Genomic DNA, 21,606 nt, shown 5'->3' on the forward strand with positions numbered 1-21,606 from the left:
GGACAAGCATTTTCCGTTGCCTTCCCGCCCCTGCATTTGATATGATGGCAAAGAAAAAATTGAAGAAAAGGGGAATGATGAACATGGCAGAAAAAACGTTTAAAGTCGTTTCTGATTCCGGCATCCACGCTCGTCCGGCGACGATTTTGGTGCAAACGGCGAGCAAATTCAACAGCGAAATCCAGCTTGAGTACAACGGCAAAACGGTGAACTTGAAATCGATCATGGGCGTCATGTCGTTAGGCATTCCGAAAGGGGCAACGATCAAAATCACGGCAGAAGGGGCCGATGCGGCGGAAGCAATGGCGGCGTTAACGGATACGTTGGCGAAAGAAGGTCTTGCAGAATAATGGGAAACGCAATCCGTGAAAAAACGATCCATGGGATTGCTGCATCGAGCGGTATTGCCATCGCGAAGGCATACCGCTTAGAAACCCCTGATTTGGCAGCCGAAAAACGGGCTGTTGCCGATGTTGAAGCGGAAGTAGCGCGGCTTGAGGCGGCGGTGGCGAAAGCGAAAGAAGAGCTGGAAGCCATCAAGCAGCATGCCTTGGAAAAGCTTGGCGAAGATAAAGCGGCCATTTTTGCCGCCCACTTGCTTGTGCTTGACGACCCAGAATTGTTGAACCCGATTAAAGAAAAAATCCAAACGGAGCGCGTCAATGCCGAGTACGCTCTCGATGAAACCGCCTCGTTTTTCATCTCGATGTTCGAGGCGATGGACAATGAATATATGAAAGAACGGGCCGCTGACATCCGCGATGTGACAAAGCGCGTCCTCGCCCATCTGCTTGGCGTCACAATCTCGAACCCGAGCCTCATTTCTGAGGAAGTCGTGATCATCGCGGAAGACTTGACGCCATCCGATACGGCGCAGCTGAACCGCCAATATGTGAAAGGATTTGCCACCGACATCGGCGGGCGGACGTCGCATTCAGCAATTATGGCCCGTTCGCTCGAAATCCCTGCCGTCGTCGGCACGAAGACGGTGACGGCGGAAGTAAAAAACGGCGACATCGTCATTGTCGATGGGCTCGACGGCCAAGTAATCATCAATCCATCGCCGGAGTTGCTCGCCCAATATGAACAAAAACGGGCCCGCTATGAGGCGCAAAAGGCAGAATGGGCGAAACTCGTTCACGAGGCGACCGTGACGGCTGACGGCATTCATGTCGAGCTGGCTGCCAACATCGGCACGCCAGACGATGTGAAAGGAGCGTTGGCGAACGGAGCGGAAGGAATCGGATTGTATCGCACAGAATTTCTATACATGGGACGCTCGGAACTGCCGACGGAAGACGAACAGTTTGTGGCTTACAAAACGGTGCTGGAACAAATGAATGGCAAGCCGGTCGTTGTGCGGACGCTTGACATTGGCGGCGACAAAGAGCTGCCGTATTTGCAGCTGCCGAAAGAAATGAATCCGTTCTTAGGGTTCCGGGCGATCCGCCTTTGCCTTGAGATGCAAGACATGTTTCGGACGCAGCTGCGCGCCTTGTTGCGGGCGAGTGTGTACGGCAATTTGAAAATCATGTTCCCGATGATTGCGACGCTCGATGAATTCCGCCAAGCGAAAGCCATTTTGCTTGAAGAAAAAGAGGCGCTCCTCCGCCAAGGGGTTGCCGTTGCGGATGGAATTGAAGTCGGCATGATGGTGGAAATCCCGGCAGCTGCCGTCATGGCGGACCAGTTTGCGAAAGAAGTCGATTTCTTCAGCATTGGAACGAACGACCTGATCCAATATACGATGGCGGCCGATCGGATGAATGAGCGGGTTGCGTATTTGTACCAGCCGTACAACCCGGCGATTTTGCGGCTCATCAGCCACGTGATCGATGCCGCCCATCGCGAAGGAAAATGGGTCGGGATGTGCGGAGAAATGGCCGGCGACCCGATCGCGATTCCGATTTTGCTTGCCCTTGGCCTTGATGAGTTCAGCATGAGCGCCACCTCGATTTTGCCGGCGCGCGCTCAGTTGAAACAATTGTCGAAAGAAGAGGCGGCTCGCATCAAAGAAACGGTGTTGTCGCTCGGCACGGCTGAGGAAGTCGTGTCGTTTGTCAAACGAACATTTTCACTTGCCTGAATGAAAGCGCGGCGACGTTTACGTTCGCCGCGCTTTTTTCGTTTTGCGTTATGCCAACAGCGGCGTCGACGATTCATAGCCATACCGCTGCCGGACCGTAAGCGAAAGGCCGATAGCGATAACTTTCGCCATTTGGTAAACTATGTGCAAATTCGTATACGGAAGCGCGCTTACATCGGCCGTGTCCTCCATCATGACTCCCATGACGCTGATGTCTCCGACCGGTGGCAGCGATTTGCCGAGCGCCGTGCCAGGGGAAAGGGCGCCAGGGCGGATGGCGATCGTATGGACAAACGGCTGCGGCCCGACAATGCTGTCGATTGCCACCACATACGCTCCGCGCTCGTGTTGCAGCCGCTCGGAAACACGATGGATGTTCGTTGCATCGACAGGCTTCCTAAGTGTACCGATGACGGTCAAATGATCCGGATAAGCGTTTTCCAGCAGCGTGCCGACGAACGGCCCTAAGCTGTCGCCGTTGATGCGGTTGCTGCCGATGCAAACGACGGTCAAACGGGAAATGTGCGCTGGCAGCAGGGAAAACAATTCATTGCGAATAAGCAAAGGAGCAAGCGGATCACTATACAAAATCGATTTCATCGGCCGCGATTCCTTTCCGTCGGTCGTTCTCCTTTTCTTAGTTCGCGGCCGATGCGGGTGATTCCTTTTTTTCGTTTCTGTCAATTGTGTCCTTGTTTTTGCTTGAACGGATTGCGCCATTCCATTAACACGGCATGGTTGAGCGATTCTTCGTCTTCTAAATAATTACGGACAATCGCAAGCGGCGTTCGCCCGCAACGGAGCAAAAATGTAATGACCGGATCGTTCAGCTCGCCAGCAACGACTTTGTCGATGTAGGCTTCCGGCGATAGTTCAGCCGCATGTCGATGGTAGCCAGGCATCCGCCCGCCGCCGAGCAGCCGGTCAAGGCCGAGATGGACGACGACTTCATACATCGACTGCATGAGCCACTTGCCGAGGCCGAGCTTCCGGTATGGCGGCGAGACGCAAATGTCGACGACATACAGCGTGTTGCCATCCGGGCGGTGGTTGCGGATGTAGCCGCCGTCGGTGATCTCTTCCCATGTATGATCGGCATGGGCTGGATCAAAATCAACGATCAAGCCGGTCATCGATCCGACGATGCGCCCTTCGACTTCGACGCAAAGCGCTCCTTCGGGAAACAAGGTGACATGGTTGGTTAATTGTTCCTCGTTCCACCACAACTCCGATGGAAACGGGGGCGGAAAACTTTCTTGCTGCACGCGGATGAGATCAGCAAAGTCGTCTGTCGTATAGTTGCGGATGACCGCTTCGCGCGGGGTGTTGCCGTCAAAGACGTATAAACGTTTATCGTACATGCCGATCCCCCTTGCTTTTTTACCTTCATCATAACAGAAAACGCGAAAAAATGGCAAGAAAAGCCTCCGACAACTAACAGCGGCCGGAGGTTTTTTGCTCGACATACTCGCTCACAAGCGCTTCGATTTGCTGTTCATCGGGCTTTTCGCCGCAAAATGCAAACTCAATTTCCTCAATCAATTCACCGTCGCGATAAACGTGCAGCGCCCCTTTTTGCAGCAAGACGCTGTATTCGATCTCAAATATATAGCCCTCATGTTCAATCGCGCCCATTGTGGTTCACCTGCCTACGTTTAATGTCCCACAGGCGCGGCTCTCTATGTATGAATAAGAAGCTCATCCTATAGACGCAGGACGATTGTCCTTTTATAATGGACGTGGTTCGACAAAAAGAGGAAACAGAGGGGAGAAATAGAGAGTGTTCCGGACATTGCGCAGCAAATTGATCGTCTTGATGGCTTTATTGTTAGTGATTTCATTGGCAGCAACACAACTCGTTGGGGTTGTGCAAATGCGGAAGATGGTGGATGCTGACGTGAAACAGCGGGCGCAGACGGCGCTTGACGGACTGCTCGGCGATATTCGCGACAGTTTTCAAAGTGAGGAGAATAGCTTAGTGCAATTCAGTGAATCGCCGTTGGCTTTGCAAATGGTTCAAGATGAAAAAATGTGGCTGCAGCTTGAGAAACAGTTCCGCACGTTTTTGCGCCTGCATGAGAATGTGCAATTCATCTATATTGGCACGGAGCAGAAGAAAATGTATATATCGCCGATGACAGAGCTCCCGGACGGATATGATCCGACGAGCCGCCCGTGGTATAAAGCGGCGATGAAGCGGCCGGATGAAGTGGTGTGGACCGAACCGTACGTCGATGCGATTACCGGCAAGCACGTTGTGACGTTGGCCAAAGCGGTGAGCGAAAACGGCCGCATTGCTGCGGTCATCGGCATCGATATGACGCTCGATGCGGTGACAAGAATCGTCAATGCGAGCGACGTCGGCTATCACGGCTATCCGGTGCTGTTTGACGCGAAAGGGACGGCGGTCGTCCACCCTCAATATAAGGGGAAAAACATGGCGAAAAACGCGACGGTCCGCTATATGCTCGAGCATGAAAAAGGAATGCACGAATACGAGCAAGACGGCGAACGGCAGGTGATTTACTTCACTACGATTCCAGAGCTCGGCTGGAAAGTCGGCGCTGTCTATAGAGAAAGCGATTTATCCGCGATGAGCCGCTCACTTGGGATGACGATGCTTGTCATTACGGTGATTGCGTTCATCATCGCTTTGGTCGTCGTTTATTTCTTGGCGCGCTCGATCACAAGGCCGATTGTGGCGCTGCAAGAGCAAGTCGAAAAGGCGGCGGGCGGCGACTTGACGGTGCACGCGCGCATCACTGCCAAAGATGAGATTGGCCGCCTCGCCCGCCACTTCAATGACATGATCGACCATATGCGGATGCTGATTAGCGAGGTGAACCGCTCGGTCAATGAATTGGCCGTTTCGGCCGACCATTTGAGCGCTGTCTCCGAAGAAACGATGGCCACAAGCGAACAAGTGGCGAAAGCGATCGGCGAAATCGCCAAAGGAACGACCGATCAAGCAGGAAGCCTTGATACGATCAATGAGCGGACGACGGCGCTGTCGCAGCAAATCGAAGCGGTCACGAATGCGACGGCTGGCATGGAGTCGCTGTCCGATGAAACGAAAACCGCGAGCTACGACGGCTTGGAGCATTTAAACATTTTGCAGAAAAAATCGGAGGAAGCGAAACATGAGCTGGAGTCAGTAGAAAACGTCATTAACGACCTTGTGAAAAAAATGAAAGAAATTGACGATGTCATTCAAACGATTACCGCCATTTCCGGGCAGACGAACTTGCTCGCGTTAAACGCCAGCATTGAGGCGGCGCGCGCCGGCGAGCACGGCAAAGGGTTCGCCGTTGTCGCGGACGAAGTGCGGAAGCTGGCGGAACAATCGGCGAAAGCGACGGAGATGATCCGCGCGACGATCGCCGCCATCCAGCAGCAAGCCGGGCTGGTGATGGAGGCGGTCCGCCGCTCCAAGCAGGCGTACGACGAACAGCGGGAAGCGGTGCACACGACCGGCGATTCATTTGTCAAAATCACTGGCATGATGGAGCAAGTGGCAACAGCGCTCGCTGGGATTATGGAGGAAGCAAAGCGGATGAACGCGAGCAAAGACGATGTCGTCGGGGCGATGCAAAACATCGCCGCCATCGCCCAACAAGCAGCGGCAGCGGCGGAAGAAGTGGCTGCTTCGGCTGATGATCAGTTGCAGGCGCTTTCGACGGTGACCGAATCGGCGGAGGCGTTAAGCGAAATGAGCCGGCAGTTGAAACAACTGGTTGAGAAGTTTAAGATTTCATAAAAAATGGAAGGCGTCCTAGCGGCAACGGGGCGCCTTTTTTATCATCTCCAGCCGAGAAGGCTCCCATTTCCGCGTGCGTAAGTGGGGGATGAAGCATCAAGGATGTTCCCTAACGCCGCCCAAAATAAAGAAGGATTTCGCTTGCTGTCTTCGTAAGACAACGGAACCGTGGGACACACGAGGATGGCTTGGCTGGCAAGCCTGTCGTGGAGCGGTTGTTCCAAAGAATCTCCCACCGCTAAACGTTTGCGCAGGCAAGAGAGCGTTCAATCATTTTCGAATAGGAGACTTTCACTTTCGCTTTGTACAGGGTGCAGTCCAAAAATAAGCGGGAGATGAATGTCGGTCGGCGTTTGCTTAAAATCATGAATGTCCCGCCGCCGTGCAGTCACGATCTTTTTTCTATTCATACAATGATAATAAGTGAAATTTTTTCAGCTTCTTCGTCGATTTTAGTGAGCGATAGTGCTAAAATAAATAGTGAAAACGTTTATACCGTTATTTTGCTGTACGTTTGGGGATGCTGGCAGCGCAATGAGGACTTTTATGCATAGCTGTTGCCAGCCCAAACGATGCGAAAACAAGGTGGAGGTTTTTTCACGATGGCAAAACAGACGAACTACGCTCAACCGTGGAGCCAGTTTTACGGGCCGAACCTCGGCTATGTCATCGACATGTATGAACAGTATCTCGATGACCCGGACAGTGTCGACCCGGAACTGAAACGATTATTCGAACAGTGGGGGGCGCCGGTCTTGGAAGAACCGGTTTCTCCTGCGGATGACGAAACAGCCAAAACGCATCAAACGTTCCGGCTGCCGGAAACGCCGAACGCCTTCAGCAAGCTTGTCGCCGCTGTCAAGCTGGCGGACAGCATTCGCCATTATGGCCATCTGGCTGCCGACACGAATCCGCTCGTCAAAGAAGAGAAAAAGCTGCGCCGTCTCGAGCTTGACGAGTACGATTTGACGGAAGAGGACTTAAAGCGCATTCCAGTTGCGTTCCTTTGCCCGCATGCTCCGGCCCATGTTCAAAACGGCTGGGATGCCATCTTGCACTTGCGCAAAGTTTATACCGATAAAATCGCGTTTGAATTCTCGCAAGTACATAATCTAGAAGAAAGGAACTGGCTCATCCAGCAAATTGAGTCCGGAGCGTACTATCCGAGCCTGGCGAACAAAGAGCGGGTCGCCTTGTTGCGCCGCTTGACGGAAGTCGAAGGGTTTGAAAAATTCATCCATCGGACGTACGTCGGGCAAAAGCGGTTTTCGATTGAGGGGCTTGACGCCATGGTGCCGCTTTTGGATGAGCTTGTCAGGCAGGCGATCGAACATGAAATCGACGCCGTCAACATCGGCATGGCGCACCGCGGCCGGTTGAACGTGCTGGCTCACGTGCTCGGCAAGCCGTACGAAATGATTTTCGCCGAGTTTCAGCATGCGGAAAGCAAAAATTTCATTCCGTCTGAAGGGTCAGTGGCGATCACGTACGGGTGGACGGGCGATGTCAAATACCACTTAGGAGCGGCGCGCCGCCTTCGCAATAAAAGCGCGCATACGATGCGGATTACGCTCGCTAACAACCCAAGCCATCTCGAAGTGGTCAATCCGGTTGTGCTTGGCTACACGCGCGCCGCGCAAGAAGATCGGACAAAACCAGGAGTGCCGGTGCAAAATATGGATGCGTCGTTTGCCATCTTGATTCACGGCGATGCCGCGTTCCCGGGACAAGGGATCGTCGCGGAAACGCTCAACTTAAGCCAGCTGCGCGGCTATACGACCGGCGGGACGATCCATATCATCGCCAATAACATGATCGGCTTTACGACGGAGAGTTACGATTCACGCTCGACGACGTATGCTTCCGATATGGCGAAAGGGTTTGAGGTGCCGATTGTGCACGTCAATGCCGACGACCCGGAGGCTTGTTTGGCGGCCGCATGCTTGGCGTTTGCCTACCGCCAGCGGTTTAAAAAAGACTTTGTCATTGACCTAATCGGTTACCGCCGCTTCGGTCATAATGAAATGGATGAGCCGATGGCGACGAACCCGACGATGTACGCGATCATCAACCAACATCCGACTGTGCGCAAGCTGTATGCGCAAAAATTGATGGAAAAAGGGATCATCACCGAGCGGGAAGTCGACGAAATGGAGCAAGAGGTGGCGGAACGGCTGAAAATCGCCTACGAGCGGGTGCCGAAAAACGAAGACGAGCTTGATTTCATCATGGATCCGCCCAAACCGGTCGTCGATCGGCTACCGGAAGTGAAAACAAGCGTGGCGAAAGACGTGCTCCATCGTGTGAACGAAGAATTGTTGCAGTTTCCGGACGGATTCAACGTCTTTAACAAGCTTGAGCGCATTTTAAAACGGCGAAGCGGCGTGTTTGCGCAAAACGGCAAAGTCGATTGGGCGCACGCGGAAATTTTGGCGTTCGCCACGATTTTGCAAGACGGGGTGCCGATCCGTCTGACTGGTCAAGATTCGCAGCGCGGCACGTTCGCACAGCGCCATTTAGTGCTGCATGACGTGAAAACCGGCAAAGAGTATGTGCCGCTTCACCACATCAGCGGCGCCAAAGCGTCGTTTGTCGTGTACAACAGCCCGCTGACGGAAGCTGCTGTGCTCGGCTATGAATACGGCTACAACGTTTACGCGCCGGAGACGCTCGTGCTTTGGGAAGCGCAATTTGGCGACTTCGCCAACATGGCGCAAGTGATGTTTGATCAATTCATTTCATCCGGCCGGGCGAAATGGGGGCAAAAATCTGGGCTTGTCATGCTCTTGCCGCACGGCTACGAAGGGCAGGGCCCGGAACATTCAAGCGGCCGCGTCGAGCGCTTTTTGCAGCTGGCGGCGGAAAACAACTGGACGGTCGCCAACTTATCGACGGCCGCGCAATATTTCCATATTTTGCGGCGGCAGGCGGCGCTGTTGACAAGGGAAGAAGTTCGCCCGCTCATCATTATGACGCCGAAAAGTTTGCTCCGCCATCCGCTGGCGGAATCGGATGCGGAAGCGTTCGTTGACGGTGCGTTCTCGCCGGTGCTGGAACAGCCGGGATTGGGCGCTGACGCTGGCAAAGTGGAACGCATCGTGTTTGGCACCGGCAAATTGATGATCGATTTAGCCGAACAGATCGGCAAAACCGAAGGGCTCGATTGGCTACACGTCGTGCGCATTGAAGAGCTGTACCCATTCCCGGAAGAAGCAGTGAGAGACATCATCGCCCGCTATCCGAACGTCAAAGAGCTCGTCTGGGTGCAGGAAGAACCGAAAAACATGGGCGCGTGGACGTATATGGAGCCGCACCTGCGTGCCGTTGCCCCAGAAGGTGTCGATGTCAGCTATATCGGGCGGCGCCGGCGGGCGAGCCCGGCGGAAGGCGATCCGGTCGTCCACCGAAAAGAGCAGGAGCGCATCATCCGCTGTGCATTGACGAAGCATGAATGATGACTACGGAACATTTGAGGAGGGCATCAACGTGGCTGAGATCAAAGTCCCAGAGTTAGCAGAATCCATCACGGAGGGAACGATCGCCCAATGGCTGAAAAAACCGGGCGACTACGTGGAAAAAGGAGAATCGATTTGCGAGCTGGAAACGGATAAAGTGAACGTGGAAATTATGGCGGAAGAGTCGGGCGTTTTGCAACAGCTGCTTGCCAATGAAGGCGATACGGTTGCGGTCGGTCAAGCGATCGCCATTATCGGAGAAGGAGCGGCGTCGGCACCGCCTGCACCAGAGAAGGCGCCGCAGCTGGCCGAGGAACCAAAACCGGCTGTGCCGGTCGACCGTGCTGAGCAGCCAGCGCCGCAGCCGGTTGCGGTTGCCCAAGCGCCAGGCCAACGACCGATTGCTTCGCCGGCTGCTCGGAAAATGGCGCGTGAAAAAGGGATCGACTTGACGCAAGTGCCGACCGTTGATCCGCTTGGACGCGTGCGCAAACAAGACGTCGCCTCGTTTGCCGCCCAGCCGGCCGCCGCTCCGCAGCCGGCGCCGCAAGCCGCGCCGACGTCGACGCCGGCCGCCGTTCCAACCGCTGAGGCCGGCAAGCCGGTCATCCGCGAAAAAATGTCGCGCCGTCGGCAAACGATCGCCAAACGGCTGTTGGAAGTGACGCAAACGACCGCGATGTTGACGACATTTAACGAAATTGACATGTCGGCGGTCATCGATTTGCGCAAGCGGAAAAAAGATAAATTTTTCGAAGAGCATGACGTCCGCCTTGGCTTTATGTCGTTTTTCGTCAAAGCGGCTGTCGCGGCGCTGAAAAAATATCCGTACGTCAACGCGGAGATCCAAGGCGATGAGATTTTGCTGAAAAAATATTACGATATCGGCGTTGCCGTATCGACGGATGAAGGGCTTGTCGTTCCGGTTGTGCGCGACTGCGACCGGAAAAACTTCGCCGAAATTGAGCGCGACATTGCCGAATTGGCGGCGAAAGCACGCAGCAATAAGTTGTCGCTTGCCGATTTGCAAGGCGGCACGTTTACGATCACAAACGGCGGCGTCTTCGGCTCGCTTCTGTCGACTCCGCTTCTCAACGGCCCGCAAGTCGGCATTTTAGGGATGCATTCGATCAAACTGCGCCCGGTCGCCATCGACGAAGAGCGGATCGAAAACCGGCCGATGATGTACGTTGCTTTGTCGTACGACCATCGCATTATCGATGGCAAAGAGGCCGTCGGGTTCTTGAAAACGGTGAAAGACTTGATCGAAAATCCGGAAGATTTGCTGCTTGAAAGCTGAAAAGGAAAAGGGGAGCCTGCGATGCGCGGGCTCTTTCTTTTTCCCCGCCTTTCCTTGATCGGTGAATGATTTTCCATGTCTTACGGAACACTACCGGAAAAAAGGGGGGAATTTGATGCCAGAGCGTGGACGAAACGATCACCCGCACATGTTTTACCGCGACGGCGCCCGCGAAAGCGTCATTAACGATCCGACCGCCGACGGCGCCGAGGCGATTGGGGTGCGGACTGATGCTGATCCGATGAAGGCTGCCAATCCGAATTCGTTTCACGTTGATCGCCTTGACGTCGAGGAAGGGATGAAACGGTTTCAGTCGCTTTTCGAAGAGAGGTGATCCGCCCAGCGGATCACTTTTTTCGCTGATCGAAAGAAGGAAAATGACGAATGAGCGCGAATATGGTTACGTAACACCATTCTTTTGTTGGAGGGATGACGATGGAACTTGGATTGGCGGGAAAAACGGCGCTTGTCGCTGCCTCGAGCCAAGGGCTTGGCAAGGCGATCGCCCGGGCGCTTGTGCTTGAAGGAGCAAACGTGATGATCACGAGCCGAAACGAAGAAAAGTTGCACGAAGTGGCGGAAGAATTGAACAGTTTACATAAGGGACGCGTCGCTTATACGCGCACAGATGTCACCAACGCCGACGACATTCGCCAGCTTGTCGCCAAAACGGTCGAGACGTTTGGGACGATCGATTTGCTCGTCAACAACGCCGGCGGCCCTCCGGCGGGAACGTTTGAAACGGTGAGCGACGAAGACTGGCAATATGCGTTTGAGCTCAATTTATTGAGCTACATTCGGCTGATTCGTGAAGCGCTGCCATATTTAAAGAAAAACGGCGGCAAAATTGTCAACATCGCTTCGTCATCGATCAAAGAACCGATTCCGGGCTTGATTTTGTCGAACACGTTTCGCACCGGGATTGTCGGGCTGACGAAAACGTTGGCGACGGAATTCGCGCGGGACAACATTTTGATCAACACCGTCGCTCCCGGGCGGATTGCGACAGAACGCGTCGCCTTTTTAGATAAGGTGAACGCCGAAAAGCTTGGCATTACAAAAGAGGAAATGGAAGCGCGCATGAAAAGCGCCATTCCGCTCGGCCGCTACGGGACGCCGGAAGAATTTGCGAACGTCGTCGTCTTTCTATTGTCCGAAGCGAACTCGTACGTCACCGGACAAGCGTTGATCGTCGACGGCGGCATGGTCAAAGCGATTTAACGATTTTCGAAAGAAGCCTCCGCTGCTAAGCGAAGCGCAGGTGGTGGGCAGATCGCTGGGCGCTTGCGGCCAAACGGACAAGAAGGGAGAGGACAGCGTTGAAAACGATCGGGTTTATCGGCCTTGGCGTCATGGGAAAAAGCATGGCGCGCCATTTGCTGAAGGCGGGCTATCCGCTTCTCGTCTATACACGCACAAAAGAAAAGGCGGAAGACTTGCTTCAGGAAGGGGCGGTTTGGAAGGAAACGGTCGCTGATTTGGCGCGGGAGGCGGATGTCGTCATCACGATGGTCGGCTATCCTCACGATGTCGAGCAAGTGTATTTCGGCGAAGGCGGCATTTTGGAGAATGCGCGGCCGGGAACGTATGTCATCGATATGACGACGTCAACGCCGACGCTTGCAAAGTCCATTTATGAAGCAGCCAAGCAAAAAGGGATTCACGCGTTGGACGCCCCGGTGTCCGGCGGTGACATCGGTGCGCGCGAAGGAACGTTGACGATTATGGTCGGCGGTGATGAAGACGTCTTTTTGGCGTGCAAGCCGATTCTCGAGCGGCTTGGCACGAACATCGTGCGGCAAGGAGGAGCTGGAGCCGGCCAGCATACGAAAATGTGCAACCAAATTGCCATCGCCACCAATATGATCGGCGTTTGCGAGGCCATGGCGTATGCGAAGCGGGCTGGTCTTGATCCATTCAAAGTGTTGGAAAGCATCGCCAAAGGGGCGGCGGGCAGCTGGTCGCTGAGCAACTTGGCGCCGCGCATGTTGTCAGGCGATTTTGCTCCGGGGTTTTACATCAAGCATTTCATTAAAGATATGAAAATTGCGCTTGAGGAAGCCGAGCGGATGAACTTGCCGCTGCCAGGGCTGGCGCTCGCCAAACAAATGTATGAGGAGCTGGCGCAAGCCGGTGAGGAAAACAGCGGCACGCAAGCATTGTACAAACGCTATATCAGACAGTGACATGGGGGGCGGATTCGTCCTCTCTTTTTTTGAATGTGAGATATATTTATCAAAAAATATTGAATATTTCTTTTGGTCGAGGTATAGTAGAAATAAAGGGCACATACTAACCGGTTAGTATACAGGGAGGGGATGACATGGACTTTTCCTATTCGCCGAAAGTCCAAGAGTTGATCAAAAAATTAAGCGCTTTCATGGAAGAGTACATTTATCCGAACGAAAGGGTGTATGAGGAGCAGCTGAACGCCCAAGAGTCAAGATGGTCAGGGGTGCCGCCCATCATCGAAGAGCTGAAGGAAAAAGCGAAAAAAGAAGGGCTCTGGAACTTGTTTTTGCCGGACAGCGAATACGGAGCCGGCTTAACGAACGTCGAATACGCGCCGCTTTGCGAAATTATGGGCCGTTCGCTCATCGCTCCGGAAGTGTTCAACTGCAATGCGCCGGATACCGGCAATATGGAAGTGCTCGTCCGCTATGGAACAGAAGAACAAAAGCGGAAATGGCTCATCCCGCTCTTGAACGGAGAAATCCGCTCCTGCTTTTCGATGACCGAACCGGACGTCGCGTCAAGCGATGCGACGAACATTCGCGCTTCCATCGTCCGCGACGGGGACGAATACGTCATCAACGGGCGGAAATGGTGGTCGTCCGGCGCCGGCGACCCGCGCTGCAAAGTCGCCATTGTGATGGGGAAAACGAATCCGGATGCCCCGAAGCATGAGCAGCAGTCGATGATCATCGTTCCGCTTGATACGCCGGGGGTGAAAATCGAACGGATGCTGCCGGTGTTCGGTTTTGACCATGCGCCGCACGGGCATGCGGAGATTACGTATGACAACGTGCGAGTGCCGAAAGAGAACATCATTTGGGGAGAAGGGAAAGGATTTGCCATCGCCCAAGGGCGGCTTGGACCGGGGCGAATCCATCATTGCATGCGCTTGATTGGAGCGGCGGAGCGGGCGCTTGAGCTTATGTGCCGGCGCGTGCAGTCGCGGGTCGCGTTCGGCAAGCGGCTTGCGGACCATGGCGTCATTCGCGATTGGATCGCTCAGTCGCGCATTGAGATCGAGCAGGCGCGCCTGTTGACAATGAAGGCAGCGTACATGATGGATACGGTCGGCAACAAAGCGGCGCGCAAAGAAATTGCCATGATTAAAGTTGTCGCTCCGAATGTCGCCTTAAAAGTGATCGACCGCGCCATTCAGGCGTTCGGCGCCGCCGGGGTGAGCAACGATTTTCCGCTTGCTGCCATGTGGGCGAACTCGCGCACGCTTCGGTTGGCCGACGGGCCGGATGAGGTGCATAAAGAGCAAGTAGCCAAGCTTGAGTTGCGTCCATATGAACAATAAAGGGAGAGGAAGTGGCGTTTATGCATGTGTTGGACTTGTTTAAAATCGAAGGAAAAACCGCCATCGTCACCGGCGGCGGGCGCGGGCTCGGCGAGCAAATCGCCGTCGGCCTCGCCGAAGCGGGGGCGAACGTTGTCGTCTGCTCGCGCAAAGTGGAGGCGTGCGAGCAAGTGAAAGAAAAGTTGGAACAGCTGGGCGTCCGTTCATTGGCGCTAAAGTGTGATGTGACGAACCCGGATGATGTCCAACATGTCGTCGAAACGACGGTGAAGGAGTTTGGCGGCATCGATATTTTGGTGAACAACAGCGGAGCGACGTGGGGAGCGCCGGTCGAAGAGATGCCGCTTGAAGCATGGCAAAAGGTGATGAACGTCAATGTAACCGGCACGTTTCTCATGAGCCAGGCGGCCGGCAAGGTGATGATTGAGAAGCAAACGGGCGGCGCCATCATCAACATCGCTTCCGTCGCCGGCCTTGGCGGCACGCACCCGGACATTTTAAATACGATCGGCTACAACACGAGCAAAGGGGCGGTCATTACGTTTACGAGGGACCTAGCAGCCAAATGGGGGAAGCACGGCATTCGCGTCAACGCGGTGGCTCCGGGCTTTTTCCCGACGAAAATGTCAAAAGTCGTTCTTGAACGCGTTGGGAAAAAAGTGCTCGAGCATACGCCGCTCGGCCGCTTTGGCGGCGAGGATGACTTAAAAGGCGCCGTTCTGTTTCTCGCCTCGCCGGCGTCTGCGTTTGTCACCGGTGCGCTGTTAGTCGTTGACGGAGGCAGCCATGCGACCGGCATTTAATTAAAAAAGGGGGAAACGCAAATGGGCGAAAAACGGGCGTTGTCTCTTTATCCGGAACACATTTCGTTCTATATGGATATTCCCGACAAAACGGTATGCGATGTACTGCATGAACGAGCGGCGGAATTCGGCTCCCAGCCGGCGCTGACATTTTACGACAAGACGATCACCTATGCCGAGCTTGAGGCGGCGGTCAACCGTTTCACCTCAAGCCTGCAGGCGCGCGGCGTGCAAAAAGGCGACCGCGTCGCAATCATGCTGCCGAACTGCCCGCAATATGTCATCGCTTACTATGGCATTTTGCAGGCGGGCGCGATCGTCACACAAGTGAACCCGATGCTTGTTGAGCGCGAACTTGCCTATTTGCTCAAAGACTCCGGCGCCGAGACGATCGTCATTTATGAACCGCTTTATCCGCGCCTTGCCGCCGTCAGAGGGGAGACAGCCGTCAAGCAGGCGGTCACCGTCAGCCTTGGGGCGCCGTCGTCCGTTGCGCTGGCTGAAGGAGATGTCACGTTTGACGAATTTCTTGCCGCAGGAAGCGGAGTGGTGCGCCCGGTGCCGATCGAGCCGATGCACGACGTTGCTGTATTGCAATATACGGGAGGGACGACGGGGCGCTCCAAAGGAGCGATGCTCACCCACCGCAACATTTTCGCCAACGTCTTGCAATGCGCCGAATTTTTCAAAGGGACATTTGAGTTCGGGAAAGAGCGATATTTAACCGTCATCCCGTTGTTCCACGTGTTCGCGATGACGTCGGGAATGAACTTGGCCATTTACCAAGGAGCGGAAAACATTTTGCTGCCGCGCTTTGAGCTGAAAGAAGTGTTGGAGACAATTCGCGACAAGCAACCAACCGTGTTTCCAGGCGTGCCGACGATGTATGTCGCGATTACCAATACGCCGGGTGTCGAGCAGTACGGCATCAGCAGCATCAAAACGTGCAACAGCGGCAGCGCACCGATGCCGCTTGAATTGATGCGCGACTTCGAGGCGAAAACGGGAGCGGTTGTCCTTGAAGGATACGGCTTGTCTGAAGCCTCGCCGGTGACGCATTGCAATCCGCCGTTTGCGGCTCGCAAGCCGGGCACGGTCGGCATCGGCATGCCGCTGACTGAGTACAAAGTCGTCGATGTGGCGACTGGCACGCAAGAGTTGCCGCCAGGAGAAGTCGGCGAGCTGATTATCCGTGGACCGCAAGTGATGAAAGGCTATTGGAACATGCCGGAAGAAACGGCCGTGGCGCTGCGTGACGGATGGCTGTACACTGGCGATTTGGCTTCGATTGACGAGGAAGGGTATGTGACGATTGTCGACCGGAAAAAAGATCTGATCATCGCCGGCGGCTATAACATTTATCCGCGTGAAATCGAAGAAGTGCTGTACGAACATCCAGCGGTGAAAGAGGCGGCGGCGGTTGGCGTGCCTGATCCGTATCGCGGTGAAACGGTGAAGGCGATCATTGTGTTAAAAGACGGACAACAGGCAAGCGAAGAAGACATTCTTGCCCATTGCCGAAAAAACTTAGCGGCGTACAAAGTGCCGCGCATTGTCGAGTTCCGTGCCGAACTGCCGAAGACGAACGTCGGGAAAATTTTGCGCCGCGCCTTGCGTGAAGAAGCATCCCGCTCGCAATAACGGCGCGGCTTTCGGCCAAGTCCGAAGCAGGCTTGGCTGTTTTATGGTACAATAGCTGGCAGCGACTACATTTTAGGCAAGAGGTGTAAAAACGTGAAGGAGAAAATTATGGCTGCCAGCATTGAGCTGTTTGAACAAAACGGCTTCAGCGAAACATCGATCCAAGACATCGTTGACGCCCTCGGGGTGACAAAAGGGACGTTTTATTACTATTTTACAAGCAAAGAAGAACTGTTGATGGATATTCACCTTCGCTACATTGAATGGCTGCTGGACGAAGAGGAGCGGATTATAAGCGATACACAGCGCTCGGTGCGGGAACGACTGTATGACATCGTCTTCATGCTCATCCATAATGTCGAACGGCAGGGACGGGAAGCGCGTATTTTTTTTCGTGAAATGAAGCATTTGAATGAAGAGCATTTACAGAAAGTAAAAGAAAAGCGCGATTTGTTCCGCTATCGGCTGCAGTCGTTGATTGAGGAAGGAATGAAAAGCGGTGAACTGCGCTGCGATTTGTCACCATCGATCGCCACGCTTACCGTTCTTGGGGCGGCCAATTGGAGCTACCAATGGTTTCGTCCGGACGGCGAGCTGACCGATGCCGAGGTGGCGAAGCAGATGGTGGAGATCCTGCTTGATGGCATGAGCGCGCCGTCTGTCTCGAAAGCCGAGTGAAAAGAGAGACAAACAAGTTTGATCCGAGGTGTGTCGATGGATGCTGTTCGTGCGGCGGCAATGGCTCGCTTGAATTGTTGACCAAGGGGGAGAGGGAGATGACAGCGATTATTCCAGTGCGCAAGGGGGAAGAACTGCCGGCAGGGAAGCTGGCCAAGTTTTTGCGAACGGTGCTGCCGGACATGCCGGATGGGGAGCTCGAGATCCAGCAATTTTCCGCCGGCCGGTCGAATTTGACGTATTTGCTCCGCTGTGGGGAGTGGGAGGCGGTGCTGCGCCGGCCGCCGTTTGGCCCGGTGCCGCCGAAAGCGCACGATATGAAGCGGGAGAGCACGTGGCTTTCTGAAATCCATCCGCTGTTCCCGTTGGCGCCGAAACCATTCTATTTTTGTGAAGACGAATCGGTGATCGGCAGTCCGTTTTTCGTCATGGAGCGGCGGCATGGCGTCGTGATTGACAGTGATTTTCCCGATGGCGTCATCCCGACAGAAGACGTTTGCCGTGGCATCTCTGAGACGATGGTCGAGACGCTTGTCCGTATCCATCAAATTGATTATACGAACACACGCCTCGTTCAGATGGTAAAGCCGGATGGGTTTATGGAACGGCAAGTGCACGGATGGATCCAGCGCTATGAGCGGGCCAAGACGGATGATATTCCGGAAGCCGAGGCGCTGATGAAGTGGCTCGCTTCCCACATCCCACCGCAGCGCGAAGCAACCGTAATCCATTACGATTTTAAGCTGAATAACGCTTTGTTTGCCAAAGACGACATCACCAAAATGGTTGGGCTGTTTGATTGGGAGATGTCGACGGTCGGGGATCCGCTTGCCGATTTGGCGGTGGCCATGAGTTATTGGATTGAGGAAGACGATCCTCCACTCATTAAAAGTGGGTTTGGCCGCGCGCCGGTCACCGTCCGTCCCGGTTTTTATACGCGCGAACAGTTTATTGAGGCATATGCCAAAAAAAGCGGCCGTGATGTGTCCGATATACACGTTTATTTAACGTTTGCCTACTTTAAATTAGCGGTCATTTGCCAGCAAATTTATTACCGCTACCGCCGCGGACAGACGAACGATGAGCGGTTTCGCCATTTTGGCCAGTTTGTCGAAGCGCTCATTGAGCATGCATGGCAGCTGGCGACAGGACGGTGAGGCGGCGTGATGACAAAAGTGCATGTCGTGCTGCGCAAAGAAGACATTGATGAGATGGCGCTTGCTGATCGAAAGGTGGCTGTCGTGTTCGATGTTTTGCTTGCCACCTCGTCGATTACAGCAGTTCTCGCTGCCGGCGCTCGTTCGGTGATCCCGGTGCGCGATGCCGAGGAGGCCAAGGAGATCGCGCTTCGCTTGCCAGAGGGCAGCTATGAGCTCGTCGGCGAATACGAAGGGCGGACGATCGCCGGTTTTCATCCGCCGGCGCCGCTATTTTTGCAAACGGTTTGTCCAGGGAAAACAGTCGTGCTATCGACGACCAATGGCACGGTGGCGATTCGCAGAGCTCAGCCAGCCCGTGCGGTGTACGCGGCGAGCTTACTGAACAGCCCGGCGGTCGGCGAGCATATTTGCCGTTTACATCAGGAAGAGACGATCATTGTGATTTGTTCCGGCTCGTCGGGCCGTTTTTGCCTAGAAGACTTTTATGGCGCCGGCTACTTTGTGCACTGCTTGATCGAGCAAGGGATCAACGCGGCGGAGCTGTCCGACAGCGCGACGGCCGCATGGCTCTTTTACCGGCAATATTCGGATGAAGGAAAGGCGAAAGAAGTGTTGTCTGCCTCGCGCGTCGGCCGTTGGATGATGGCGTACGGCTTGGAAAAAGAAATCGACTACATCAACCGGCATGGGTCGCTTTCTGCCGTTCCAAAACTTGAGCTGGGGCCGTTCGGCCCGGAACTGCGCGATATGGCGTCGACAAAAGTAACGAAAGAGGGGATATCGCCATGAAATTTGTCCAATTCGTTGAATACGGTGGACCGGATGTCTTGCGTGTTTGCGAAGGCGAACGTCCGAAACCCACGGGGCGGCAAGTCGTGATTGAAGCTGAAGCGATCGGCGTCAACTATGCGGATACAGCCCGACGGGAAGGCCGCTATGTTGTGCCGACGCCGCTTCCGTTCATACCTGGGACGGAAGTGGCGGGCGTTGTCCGTGAAGTTGGTCCGGAGGTGCAAACGGTCCTCCCGGGGCAACGCGTCGTCGCGTTGATCGAATCCGGCGGCTACGCTGAGTTTGTCGCCGTCGATGAACGGGCGGTCGTGCCGCTTCCGGATGGAATGGATGCCCGGCAGGCGGCGGCCTTGCCGGTGCAAGGGCTAAGCGCCTACCATATTCTCAAAACGATGGGCCGCTTGGAAGAAGGAGAGACGGTGCTCGTTCATGCCGCAGCCGGCGGCGTTGGGACGATTGCCGTCCAATTGGCGAAACGGTTCGGCGCCAAAATGGTCATCGCCACGGCAAGCACGGAGGAAAAACGAGCGCTCGCCAAACAGCTTGGCGCTGATGTCACCATTGATTATACAAAAGACAGCTGGGCGGCGGCCGTGATGGAGGCGACCGGTGGGCGCGGCGTCGATGTCGCTTTGGAAATGGCGGGCGGCGATGTCTTTCATCAGACGCTCGATTGCCTCGCTCCGTTCGGCCGCCTGGTCGTATATGGGGCGGCGAGCGGGGAAATGACGCGTCTCAATCCAGTCCGGCTGATGGCGAAAAACTGGTCGGTGATCGGCTTTTTCTTGCCGCAAATCATGAAAAAGCGGGCGTTGTACGAACAAAGTTTGCGGGAATTGCTCGCGTGGGTGCAGGAAGGAAGCCTGAAGCTGATGATCGGCGGCGTCTACCCGCTTGAGCAGGCTTCTGAAGTGCATCAGCTGCTGCAGGGGCGGAAAACGCATGGCAAGCTATTGCTTGTGCCATAAGTAAAGAAGAGGGGGGCTGACCCAAAAGGCTGTCTGCCTTCAGGGCAAACACAAAATATAGTGCGGAAGAATCGGTCAGTGCGTATATATAGAAACGAAAGAGGGTGTCCCGATCCTTTTGGGACACCCTTTTCTTGCATATTCCCCTAAAGCCAATGGTGAACAAAAGTCGAAAGAAAAGCAGCCTTTTTCTTATGGGGGCATGGCGGCCTAAACCGATACGATTTTTGAAAACCGTTACGGTCTGCGGCGCTTCGTTTGGATATACCGCTCGAGCCGGTCAAGCCCTTCTTTGAGCACATCGAGCGAATAAGCGTACGACAGGCGGACATGGCCTTCACCGTATTCAGAAAAGGCGCTGCCGGGAACGAGGGCGACGCCGGCGTTTTCGACGACATCGAGGGCAAAATCAAACGAAGACATGCCAAAGGCGGCGATTGACGGAAACAAGTAAAAGGCTCCATCCGGCTTCTCAACCGGCAGCCCCATGGCGGTGAGACGACTGTAGGCATACTCAAGCCGCTCGGCGTAGGCGGCGCGCATCACCTCGGCGTCGTTTTTGCCGGCGGTCAGCGCCTCCACCGCCGCTTTTTGGCTGATCGATGACGTGCACGAGACGCTGTATTGGTGCACTTTCACCATTTGTTCAACGGCGAACGCTGGAGCGAAGACAAACCCGATGCGCCAACCGGTCATGGAGTGCGATTTGCTTAAACCGTTGATGACGATCGTCTGCTCCGGCAGCCACTCGGCGATCGAGTGATGGCGTCCGTGGTAAACGAGCTCGCTGTAAATTTCATCGGAAACGATCCAAATTGGCCGTCCTTTCAAAAGGGAAGCGATGTTCTCAAGCTCTTCGGCTGACAGCGCCGTCCCGGTTGGATTTGATGGGTATGGAAGAACGAGGCAGCGCGTCTTTTCCGTCAAATAAGGCGCAATGAGCTCAGCCGAGAGACGGAAACCGTTTGGCCTTGTGTCGATGTACACCGGTTTCGCTCCGCACAGGCGGATGAGCGGTTCATAGCCAGGATAGACGGGTGCGGGAAGAAGCACTTCCGTCCCTTCCTCCAAAATCGTGCGAAATGCGATATCAAGCGCTTGGCTGGCGCCGACGGTGGCGATGACTTCGTCCGGCGTGTAGCGAAGGCCGTACTTGTCAGCGACGAATTGGCAAGCCGCCTGGCGCAGTTCCAGCAGGCCGGCGTTCGCTGTATACGTCGTGAAATCGGCGGCGATCGCCTCCTGAGCGGCTGCTTTGACATGATCGGGCGTTGGGAAATCAGGCTGGCCGATCGTCAAGGAAACAAGTCCCGGCCGGTCGGCGACAAGGTTGAAAAATTGGCGGATGCCTGATAACTGAATGGCTTGAACACGTGGTTGAATGAGGTGTTTCACGGTTGTCCACCTTTCTTTTTTGTTTCTATTGTACCA

19 protein-coding genes are annotated in these 21,606 nt (G+C 54.7%); 15 read left to right on the forward strand and 4 right to left on the reverse strand.

Annotation, left to right across the window (positions count from 1 at the left end; all coding sequences use genetic code 11):
- The first annotated feature begins 83 nt into the window (after window positions 1–83).
- A complete protein-coding gene (locus tag QWV57_RS04775; RefSeq protein WP_011230496.1) occupies window positions 84–350 on the forward strand; it encodes a phosphocarrier protein HPr in 267 nt (88 codons plus the stop codon).
- The gene (gene ptsP, locus QWV57_RS04780; RefSeq protein ID WP_015374285.1) at window positions 350–2,086 is read left to right on the forward strand and encodes a phosphoenolpyruvate--protein phosphotransferase; all 1,737 of its coding nucleotides are present in this window, start codon (window positions 350–352) and stop codon (window positions 2,084–2,086) included. The genes QWV57_RS04775 and ptsP overlap by 1 nt, the downstream gene beginning before the upstream one ends.
- A gap of 48 nt (window positions 2,087–2,134) precedes the next feature.
- On the opposite strand, the gene yyaC is transcribed toward ptsP, so the two are convergent.
- From yyaC to QWV57_RS04795, 3 genes are all read right to left on the reverse strand, one after another.
- A complete protein-coding gene (yyaC, locus tag QWV57_RS04785) occupies window positions 2,135–2,686 on the reverse strand; it encodes a spore protease YyaC (RefSeq protein ID WP_020754921.1) in 552 nt (183 codons plus the stop codon).
- An 80-nt stretch (window positions 2,687–2,766) separates the two neighbouring features.
- Window positions 2,767–3,447: a GNAT family N-acetyltransferase gene (locus QWV57_RS04790; RefSeq protein WP_060788050.1), complete on the reverse strand. Its 681-nt coding sequence runs from the start codon at window positions 3,445–3,447 to the stop codon at window positions 2,767–2,769.
- Between the two features lie 73 nt (window positions 3,448–3,520).
- The gene (locus QWV57_RS04795) at window positions 3,521–3,721 is read right to left on the reverse strand and encodes a YbxH family protein (RefSeq protein ID WP_014195319.1); all 201 of its coding nucleotides are present in this window, start codon (window positions 3,719–3,721) and stop codon (window positions 3,521–3,523) included.
- Window positions 3,722–3,866: 145 nt separating this feature from the next.
- On the opposite strand from QWV57_RS04795, the gene QWV57_RS04800 reads away from it, so the two are divergent.
- The 13 genes from QWV57_RS04800 to QWV57_RS04860 all read left to right on the forward strand — a co-directional run bounded on the left by QWV57_RS04800 (window position 3,867) and on the right by QWV57_RS04860 (window position 20,175).
- Complete coding sequence (locus QWV57_RS04800) at window positions 3,867–5,843, forward strand: methyl-accepting chemotaxis protein (RefSeq protein ID WP_129446846.1); 1,977 nt, start codon at window positions 3,867–3,869, stop codon at window positions 5,841–5,843.
- Between the two features lie 602 nt (window positions 5,844–6,445).
- A complete protein-coding gene (locus QWV57_RS04805; protein ID WP_033005498.1) occupies window positions 6,446–9,298 on the forward strand; it encodes a 2-oxoglutarate dehydrogenase E1 component in 2,853 nt (950 codons plus the stop codon).
- Between the two features lie 31 nt (window positions 9,299–9,329).
- The gene (odhB, locus tag QWV57_RS04810; RefSeq protein ID WP_015374316.1) at window positions 9,330–10,598 is read left to right on the forward strand and encodes a 2-oxoglutarate dehydrogenase complex dihydrolipoyllysine-residue succinyltransferase; all 1,269 of its coding nucleotides are present in this window, start codon (window positions 9,330–9,332) and stop codon (window positions 10,596–10,598) included.
- Window positions 10,599–10,713: 115 nt separating this feature from the next.
- Entirely contained in the window at window positions 10,714–10,932 is a 219-nt protein-coding gene (locus QWV57_RS04815; protein ID WP_060788048.1) for a hypothetical protein, read from the forward strand.
- A 101-nt stretch (window positions 10,933–11,033) separates the two neighbouring features.
- A complete protein-coding gene (locus QWV57_RS04820) occupies window positions 11,034–11,819 on the forward strand; it encodes an SDR family oxidoreductase (RefSeq protein WP_060788047.1) in 786 nt (261 codons plus the stop codon).
- A 98-nt stretch (window positions 11,820–11,917) separates the two neighbouring features.
- Window positions 11,918–12,784 (forward strand): NAD(P)-dependent oxidoreductase, encoded by an 867-nt coding sequence (locus QWV57_RS04825; RefSeq protein ID WP_015374319.1) that lies wholly within the window; start codon window positions 11,918–11,920, stop codon window positions 12,782–12,784.
- 137 nt (window positions 12,785–12,921) lie between these two features.
- On the forward strand, window positions 12,922–14,133 hold the full coding sequence (locus QWV57_RS04830) for an acyl-CoA dehydrogenase (RefSeq protein ID WP_015374320.1): 1,212 nt from the start codon (window positions 12,922–12,924) through the stop codon (window positions 14,131–14,133).
- 20 nt (window positions 14,134–14,153) lie between these two features.
- A complete protein-coding gene (locus QWV57_RS04835; protein ID WP_015374321.1) occupies window positions 14,154–14,936 on the forward strand; it encodes an SDR family oxidoreductase in 783 nt (260 codons plus the stop codon).
- 21 nt (window positions 14,937–14,957) lie between these two features.
- Window positions 14,958–16,577 (forward strand): long-chain-fatty-acid--CoA ligase, encoded by a 1,620-nt coding sequence (locus QWV57_RS04840; RefSeq protein WP_020756250.1) that lies wholly within the window; start codon window positions 14,958–14,960, stop codon window positions 16,575–16,577.
- Window positions 16,578–16,670: 93 nt separating this feature from the next.
- Entirely contained in the window at window positions 16,671–17,255 is a 585-nt protein-coding gene (locus tag QWV57_RS04845; RefSeq protein WP_020756249.1) for a TetR/AcrR family transcriptional regulator, read from the forward strand.
- Between the two features lie 98 nt (window positions 17,256–17,353).
- Entirely contained in the window at window positions 17,354–18,412 is a 1,059-nt protein-coding gene (locus tag QWV57_RS04850) for a phosphotransferase family protein (protein ID WP_033006386.1), read from the forward strand.
- 9 nt (window positions 18,413–18,421) lie between these two features.
- On the forward strand, window positions 18,422–19,204 hold the full coding sequence (locus tag QWV57_RS04855; RefSeq protein WP_301100915.1) for a 2-phosphosulfolactate phosphatase: 783 nt from the start codon (window positions 18,422–18,424) through the stop codon (window positions 19,202–19,204).
- Window positions 19,201–20,175: a quinone oxidoreductase family protein gene (locus QWV57_RS04860; RefSeq protein WP_015374325.1), complete on the forward strand. Its 975-nt coding sequence runs from the start codon at window positions 19,201–19,203 to the stop codon at window positions 20,173–20,175. The genes QWV57_RS04855 and QWV57_RS04860 overlap by 4 nt, the downstream gene beginning before the upstream one ends.
- 237 nt (window positions 20,176–20,412) lie before the next feature.
- Here the strand turns inward: QWV57_RS04860 and QWV57_RS04865 are convergent, their stop codons facing one another.
- On the reverse strand, window positions 20,413–21,570 hold the full coding sequence (locus QWV57_RS04865; RefSeq protein WP_013145914.1) for an aminotransferase A: 1,158 nt from the start codon (window positions 21,568–21,570) through the stop codon (window positions 20,413–20,415).
- Window positions 21,571–21,606 lie beyond the last annotated feature (36 nt).

The sequence above is a fragment of the Geobacillus zalihae genome (genome assembly GCF_030414215.1).
Classification (GTDB): domain Bacteria; phylum Bacillota; class Bacilli; order Bacillales; family Anoxybacillaceae; genus Geobacillus; species Geobacillus zalihae.